8 protein-coding genes and 2 pseudogenes are annotated in these 6547 nt (G+C 32.4%); 7 read left to right on the top strand and 3 right to left on the bottom strand.

The genetic code is table 11. The features are described 5' to 3' along the window. Window positions 1-127 precede the first annotated feature (127 nt). Both NSA47_RS05655 and NSA47_RS05650 read right to left on the bottom strand, forming a co-directional pair. A pseudogene (locus tag NSA47_RS05655) lies at window positions 128-938 on the bottom strand (IS256 family transposase); the annotation flags it as partial. A 682-nt stretch (window positions 939-1620) separates the two neighbouring features. Next, window positions 1621-2364 (bottom strand): hypothetical protein, encoded by a 744-nt coding sequence (locus NSA47_RS05650; protein WP_257529938.1) that lies wholly within the window; start codon window positions 2362-2364, stop codon window positions 1621-1623. 212 nt (window positions 2365-2576) lie between these two features. On the opposite strand from NSA47_RS05650, the gene tnpA reads away from it, so the two are divergent. The 4 genes from tnpA to NSA47_RS05630 all read left to right on the top strand — a co-directional run bounded on the left by tnpA (window position 2577) and on the right by NSA47_RS05630 (window position 4224). Continuing rightward, window positions 2577-2744 carry an IS66 family insertion sequence element accessory protein TnpA gene (gene tnpA / locus NSA47_RS05645; RefSeq protein ID WP_257529937.1) on the top strand — a complete coding sequence of 56 codons (168 nt, stop codon included), beginning with the start codon at window positions 2577-2579 and terminating at the stop codon, window positions 2742-2744. A 302-nt stretch (window positions 2745-3046) separates the two neighbouring features. Next, the gene (locus NSA47_RS05640; RefSeq protein ID WP_257529936.1) at window positions 3047-3145 is read left to right on the top strand and encodes a putative holin-like toxin; all 99 of its coding nucleotides are present in this window, start codon (window positions 3047-3049) and stop codon (window positions 3143-3145) included. A gap of 542 nt (window positions 3146-3687) precedes the next feature. Beyond that, window positions 3688-3819, top strand: coding sequence for a nucleotidyltransferase substrate binding protein (locus tag NSA47_RS05635; protein ID WP_308933791.1), 132 nt, complete (start codon window positions 3688-3690; stop codon window positions 3817-3819). A gap of 6 nt (window positions 3820-3825) precedes the next feature. Beyond that, on the top strand, window positions 3826-4224 hold the full coding sequence (locus NSA47_RS05630; protein ID WP_257529935.1) for a nucleotidyltransferase substrate binding protein: 399 nt from the start codon (window positions 3826-3828) through the stop codon (window positions 4222-4224). Between the two features lie 209 nt (window positions 4225-4433). Here NSA47_RS05630 and NSA47_RS05625 read toward each other — a convergent pair whose 3' ends face one another. Continuing rightward, a complete protein-coding gene (locus tag NSA47_RS05625; RefSeq protein WP_257529934.1) occupies window positions 4434-4865 on the bottom strand; it encodes a hypothetical protein in 432 nt (143 codons plus the stop codon). 230 nt (window positions 4866-5095) lie between these two features. Here NSA47_RS05625 and NSA47_RS05620 point away from each other — a divergent pair, with 230 nt between their 5' ends. The 3 genes and pseudogenes from NSA47_RS05620 to NSA47_RS05610 form a co-directional block, all read left to right on the top strand. Then, window positions 5096-5314: a hypothetical protein gene (locus NSA47_RS05620; RefSeq protein WP_257529933.1), complete on the top strand. Its 219-nt coding sequence runs from the start codon at window positions 5096-5098 to the stop codon at window positions 5312-5314. 166 nt (window positions 5315-5480) lie between these two features. Next, a complete protein-coding gene (locus NSA47_RS05615) occupies window positions 5481-5861 on the top strand; it encodes an ASCH domain-containing protein (RefSeq protein ID WP_257529932.1) in 381 nt (126 codons plus the stop codon). A 162-nt stretch (window positions 5862-6023) separates the two neighbouring features. Further along, window positions 6024-6212, top strand: a pseudogene (locus NSA47_RS05610) (DUF3850 domain-containing protein); the annotation flags it as partial. Window positions 6213-6547: the final 335 nt, after the last annotated feature.

Raw genomic sequence — 6547 nt, 5'->3', positions numbered from 1 at the left:
ATTTTCTAGACAAGCTACTTCCATGGAACCCACAGGTTCAGGCAGCATGCAAGTCGAAATAATAGATAATAATGGCGGCCATTTGGCCGCCATTATTTATTGGTACATGTTATTAAAAGACGCTTACTTTATAGTTAACATATTTAAAGGAATAACGAAGCTGGTGTATAATACATCTTTGTATTTCCGCTTTAGGAAATGAGGCCTGGATTGCTTCTTTCATTTCTGATAGTCCATCAACGCTAAAGATAAATACATCTTTAACACCACGATTTTTTAGCTCATTTAATACTCCTAGCCAGAATTTTGAGGATTCACTTTCTCCTATCCATATTCCTAAAATATCTTTCATTCTATCTATGTTAATTCCTAAAACCACATAGGCTGCCTTACTTTTTATCTGGCCATCTTCTCTGACTTTGTAATGTATAGCATCCATGAATATGAAGGGATATATCGCCTCAAGGGATCTTTTTTGCCATTCCTTTATCTGGGGTAGGATTTTATCTGTTATTCTACTTACCATTTCAGCTGATATTTCTATACCGTAGATATCTTGTATTTGATCATGGATATCCTTGGTGGATATCCCCCTTGCAAAAGGCAGATCACTTTATCTTCTATGCCTGAAATATCTCTCTTATTTTTGGGAACTACTTTGGGTTCAAACTCCCCATTTCTATCTCTAGGAACCTCTATTTCCATTTCTCCATAGCCAGTCTTAATCGTCTTTTCACCATAACCATTTCTACGATTATCCCTGAGTTTATTTTTCTATCTCCTTTTTCATAGCCCAATTCAGTTTCTAATTCTGCTTCTAGCATCTCCTGTAGGGTATCTTTAAATAGATCCTTAAGGTAGGACCGTAAATCACCTGCTGATTTTAAATTCTCATCTGTTATCATTTTTCTTAAAACTTTCTTTGGTATTGTACTCATAAAAATACTCCTTTCTGGTTTAGTGTTATTTGTTAATTCTTGTCAGAAAGGAGTATTTATTTTCACTTAAGCACGGAATTTTTTACAGTCCCTAGAAAAGTAATATAAACTAATCTGTGCTTTTGTGAAACAAGATGATACATGAAAACAAGAAGAGATACGTGAGTAGAGATACGGTGCCAGATAGTGCGCCAAGGTAAGGGTGTATCATAGAGTGGATGGGATTTCCACTGGGAAAGGTTTAGCAAACCATTCATAGCGAGTCTTGAACATCTCTGGGTCACTAGCGTAAACAGTTAGGTAGCAGGCGGTAAGCATACGCTGAAGTGAAGAGCCGTATGCCTTAATAGGGCACGTACAGTTCTGTGAGGGGGTTGAATGGTGAGTCTCCGTCTACTCGACCTTAACTTATTATGTAGATAATTCTATTTAGAACTGCTGTTGTTAAAGCAGGATATCCTATATCTAATTGGAGGTTAATAAAGGAAGAGGCTTTTAAAATAATGATATACACCAAATCTATTAATATCTCTAGCCGCTTAATTACTTTAACTCTTGAGGGGATCTCTGGCCAGGGAATTTATTGATCACCTTGTTATAGAATCAAAGAATACTAGACAAAATCATGGTTCCAGGTGAATTCCATGAATTTTCTCCAGGTTATGGATATCCTTTTTATTTCTTAAATCACTTTTGGAACTTCGTAGAACTCATCAACCATCGATTTCAATAATTCCAGATATATACCTCTAAAATTAATAGAACTGCCTAAGATTTTTATCTGCTTCTTAATTCCTAAATCATAAAATTGCGGTCTTTGATTTAGGAGCTTTTGTATTAAATTCATTTTTTCCTGTGTCAATCTTTTGGAAGTTCCCTTGGGAAACCCAGCCCTTTCATATAAGAAGTTTTTCACTTCTTGAGTTAGAGATAATTTTTCAATCCAATTCATTGTCTTTTCTGAAGTATATTCATTAATAAATTCTTTGGGAATATTCGAATGATAGGTATAGTTATTTGTATATTCACTTCCCGTTAATCCTATTGTTTTAAGTATAGGTTCGATTGCCGATGAGGTTGCCCGGATAAGCCCCAATACAATTTGTCTATTTTCTTTTGAGGAGTCACCATTGTTAGATAGTCTACGGAGTATTTTGATATTCTGCTGATTTTCCTTGTTGCTTGAAGGTTCAATTATGCAAGGGGCTGTTTTTCTACCAGATGAAAGAATATATTTATACTTGTCATAGCCACCTACTAGTAAGTATGAATTATCATCTTTATTTTTTTCTACAGGTAATAAAAGATCATAGATCAAAAGATTCTTATCACACTTTTCCATCCTTCTTAGATACGCAAGGGAAGTTTTTAGGTTCTTTCGAGGTTTTATTTTATCAAGGGGAATAAAGATAATTTGGTCATTCATATACTACCCTCCTTATTCCATATATATGGGGAGTAGAAATTGTCTGATTCCAATAAAAAAAGGAAAGTAAAATTATTGAATAATATTTTCAAAATAAGCACCATCAAAATGGCGAACTATAAAAACATTATTTATCCTTAAGCATTAATTCCAGCCCACATTAACAGTCTAGAATTTCTATGAGATAATCTTCCTAGAAGAGGTATCTCAAGATGAATGATGTTGAAAGAAAACTTTGGACCCGACGGATTGATGATTATAGGGAAAGCAGTTTAACGGCGGTTAAATGGTGTGAAGAAAAAGGTCTTTCTGTGCACATCCTCAGATATAGGGTTACTAGGCTCAATAAAGAAAAGAAACAAGAGTTTAAAAGGATTTAATGGAAAGCTGTCCTTTCTGAAAAGTCAAAGATCTATGAAAAGACAATCGCTCCTTTAAGAGTTATCATCGGAAATTTTATATACGGTGCCAAAGACTTAACTTATAAATTTTTCATCATTTTATCCAATGGTTTCTTATAAGCCAATTAGAGTAAACAGGGGATAAGAAATATTATTACTGTTAAGGGAGGGAATTTATAGAAAATGAGTAAAGAATTTGATAAAATACATATAAGGTAGTCGGATATATAACAGGGTGTGGTTGCCACTTCTCTACTTAAGATGAAGGGAGGTGGTGCGGTATGAGTACATATGAGGCAATATCTTTAATGATTATGTTTTCAGTGTTTACTCTATCGCTTATCTCCTATTTAGATAGGAATAAGGACCAAAAGAAATAATCACCCTGTTAGCCCCAGGGTGATTATAATAAAAAAATAATCCAAGTGGCAATCGCATTTCGCGAATCCGATTACCTTTTTTATTATTATACCATAAATGATAGTTAAATAAAGAGAATTTTTGAAACAAATGTAACGACAGCTCCAGACGTTTAACTTATTATCCTAGCAATTAACAAAAGTCCCCCAATAAATTTACCAAAATATTGAAGAATTTCACACCTTCTGATAGGATAAAGTCAGGGGATTTTTCATTGAGGACAAAGCTAAGGCTTGAATATCCTAGAGAGATTTATCATCTGATTCAAGGAGGAAATGATTGGGAGTTTATTTTTTAGCGTAAAGAGGATAAGAAGTATTTACTAAAATTAGTTAAGGAATATAGAGAAATTATGGTTTTTTCTTTTTATGGCTATGTTATCATGGGGCAATCACTTATAATCCAATTTGAAAGGGACTTTGAAATGGATCAATTCAAAGATATAAGATGGAGACAAAGATTTATCAATTTTGAAAAGTCCTATAGGTTATTAAACTAATACATCAATCAACCCATCGAAATAGAATTAGAACGAGCCGGCATTATACAGCTTTTTGAGATTGCCTTTGAACTTTATTGGAAATCGATGAAAGGTCATCTCGAAGCTCAGAAGCCTATGAGGAAGAGGGAGTGATTATATATGAGCGCTTACAAACAGAAATTTGAAAATTATAAAAATGCACTTAAGAAATTAAATGAAGGATTAAAAAGGCTTGAATATGAAGATGACCTCCTAAGAGATGGCATAATACAAAGATTTGAATTTACATTTGAGATTGCGTGGAAAACACTAAAAGCAATATTTGAAGATGAGGGACTTATTGGGCTAAATTCACCCAAAACAGTTTTACGGGAGGCCTTTTCTGCGGGGATTATTAGGAATGAAGAATTATGGCTTTCAATGTTAAGGGATAGAAATTCCACAACTCATATTTATAGTGAAGAAATGGCGAAAAAGATATGTCTAAATATAGAAGAGAAATATACTGAAACATTAAATAATTTAATGTTGGAGATAGAGAGAAGAAAATTTGATTAAAGCCCCTCCATAAAAAGTAGGGCTTTAATATATTTTAGGACTATCTTTGATATTCTGATATCCGATCTTCAAAAAGATCTAAGCTGAGTAAGAACCCTATCTTAATTTCTATATCTTTGGGTTCAATTTTTTATGATGTTCTGGTTAGCTAGATAAAGCATTTTCTCTAAAGTCTAATCAGAAGAGAAAATGGATTTTACCATTTCCCCTTATTCTATATATTTATATAATCTATTAAAAGGAAAGCGCTGTTGTCGATAAAGAATAGCTAAAGCCAAGACTCCTTGGATTATTCCGATAACGAAGAAAATAATGTGTAACATATAGATAGCGCGAAGCATATAGCATTGAATGATAATCCACATAGAGAGAATGCCTCCCAAGCCTCCACTGACATATACCCAGTAGTCTTTTTTAAAATGACAGATAAGTGCACCTATCATATTTCCTAATCCTAAAACCCCAAAAAGAAAGAGCCCTGGGATTAAAAAGTCATCAAAGGGTGCATACTTTAATGTTTCATTAGCTGCAATTCCAAGAGTTTCCCCACTGGGATCCAAAATAGCTCCCCCGCCACCAAAGAGGGCACCTATTCCTACAAAATAGTGAACAAATAACAAAGCTCTTCTTATCTTTTTCAATGCCACCCCATCCTTTATTTGGTATTTTTATGTTTATTTTACACCATAATTTCATTGATTAAAAGTGAAGGGCAAGGATAAAAACAAAGAGCAATAATAAATATTTACTATCAATTTATCCGACATATCATACAAAACTTTTTCCAGATTCCAGATTATTTACAGAGAAATCACACGTAGTAGAAGATTTATCTTTTACGAATACCATAGAGAAGGTGTATTTAACTGCAATGTCTGGAGTTAATAATGTAAATATAGGAGATTTAATTATAATCTATCGTACAGCTGAACAGGGGAAAAGTGCAGAATATAGCTCTGTGGCGACATCGGTATGTACTTTAATTGAAAAGAAGAATATTTCAGAATTTTCCACCTTAGAAAGATTTATGGATTATTGTGGAAAGGGGACAGTATTTACTAGAACCGAGTTGGAAAAATTTTGGAGATAAAAGAGATATCCCTATATTATTAAAATGTTATATAACTTTGCTCTTCCGAAAAGAATTATTCGAAAAGAATTGATTGAACAAGTTGGAGTGGATAGAAATGAACACGTTATGGTAATCCCATTATCGGAGGAAGGATTTAAAAAAATAATAGAGATAGGTGAGGTAAATGAAGGTTATATTATCGATTAAGCCAGAATTTGTGGAGAAAATATTTTCTGGAAAAAAGAGATTTGAATATAGAAAAGTAATATTTAAAAGGAATGATATTTCCACAATTATAGTTTATGCTACTAAACCCTATGGAAAAGTTGTAGGTGAGTTTGAAATAGGTGATATTATTATGGATGATCCCAAAGAACTTTGGGAACAAACTAAAGATTATTCTGGAATATCAAAAACTTATTTTAATGAATATTTTAAAGGAAGGGATAAAGGATTTGCTATTAAGATAAAAGATTTAAAAAAATATGAACACCCATTGGATTTATCGGTGCTTGATAAAAATATAAAAGTTGCGCCACAGTCATTTTGCTATACAGGGGTATAGATGTATGAATCAATTTTATATTTGTAATAAAAATGAATCTTATGATAATTTCATTAAATTTATTAAGTAATAATGACATTATAAAAGGTGATGTAGAATGGTTCATAATCTAAAAATAAATTCCATTTATTTTGAATCCGTAATCAATAAAAAAAGAAATTTGAAATAAGAAAGAACGATAGAAATTTTCGAGTAGGAGATTATATTTATTTAAATGAGTGGAATCCTGAAAAATATTCATATACCGGTAGAAGTGTGAAAGGTAAAATTATCTATATTACAGACTATAAACAAAAAGATAATTATGTTGTCTTTGGATTTGATTTTATCAAATACATTAGCACTAAATAGATGATGTAGTGCTAGGATTTTGCTTATTAACTTATTTTTATTTTGCCTAATGTTATTCTATAGAGGAATTGAAGTAACTAGAGGATAGGAAATATTATTACCGTTAAAAAGGTAGTCAGATAAAAACAGGGTGTGGTTGCCGCTTATCTCCTATTTGGATAGGAATAAGGACCAAAAGAAATAATCACCCTGTTAGCCCCAGGGTGATTATAATAAAAAAATAATCCAGGTGGCAATCGCATTTTGCGAATTCGATTACCTTTTTTATTATTATATTATAAGTAGAGGAAAAATAAGCGAAATTTGAAAATCTCTTAGGGTATCTTCACCTTAAG

It is taken from the genome of Irregularibacter muris, from assembly GCF_024622505.1.
Taxonomy (GTDB): Bacteria; Bacillota; Clostridia; order Eubacteriales; family Garciellaceae; genus Irregularibacter; species Irregularibacter muris.
This window is presented reverse-complemented; position numbering and strand designations above follow the sequence as displayed.

What these genes read in the sequence shown, in the direction of transcription:
- NSA47_RS05650 (WP_257529938.1), bottom strand. Translation starts at nt 2,364, where the DNA reads ATGAATGACCAAATTATCTTTATTCCCCTTGATAAAATAAAACCTCGA.
- tnpA (WP_257529937.1), top strand. Translation starts at nt 2,577, where the DNA reads ATGAATGATGTTGAAAGAAAACTTTGGACCCGACGGATTGATGATTAT.
- NSA47_RS05640 (WP_257529936.1), top strand. Translation starts at nt 3,047, where the DNA reads ATGAGTACATATGAGGCAATATCTTTAATGATTATGTTTTCAGTGTTT.
- NSA47_RS05630 (WP_257529935.1), top strand. Translation starts at nt 3,826, where the DNA reads ATGAGCGCTTACAAACAGAAATTTGAAAATTATAAAAATGCACTTAAG.
- NSA47_RS05620 (WP_257529933.1), top strand. Translation starts at nt 5,096, where the DNA reads ATGTCTGGAGTTAATAATGTAAATATAGGAGATTTAATTATAATCTAT.
- NSA47_RS05615 (WP_257529932.1), top strand. Translation starts at nt 5,481, where the DNA reads ATGAAGGTTATATTATCGATTAAGCCAGAATTTGTGGAGAAAATATTT.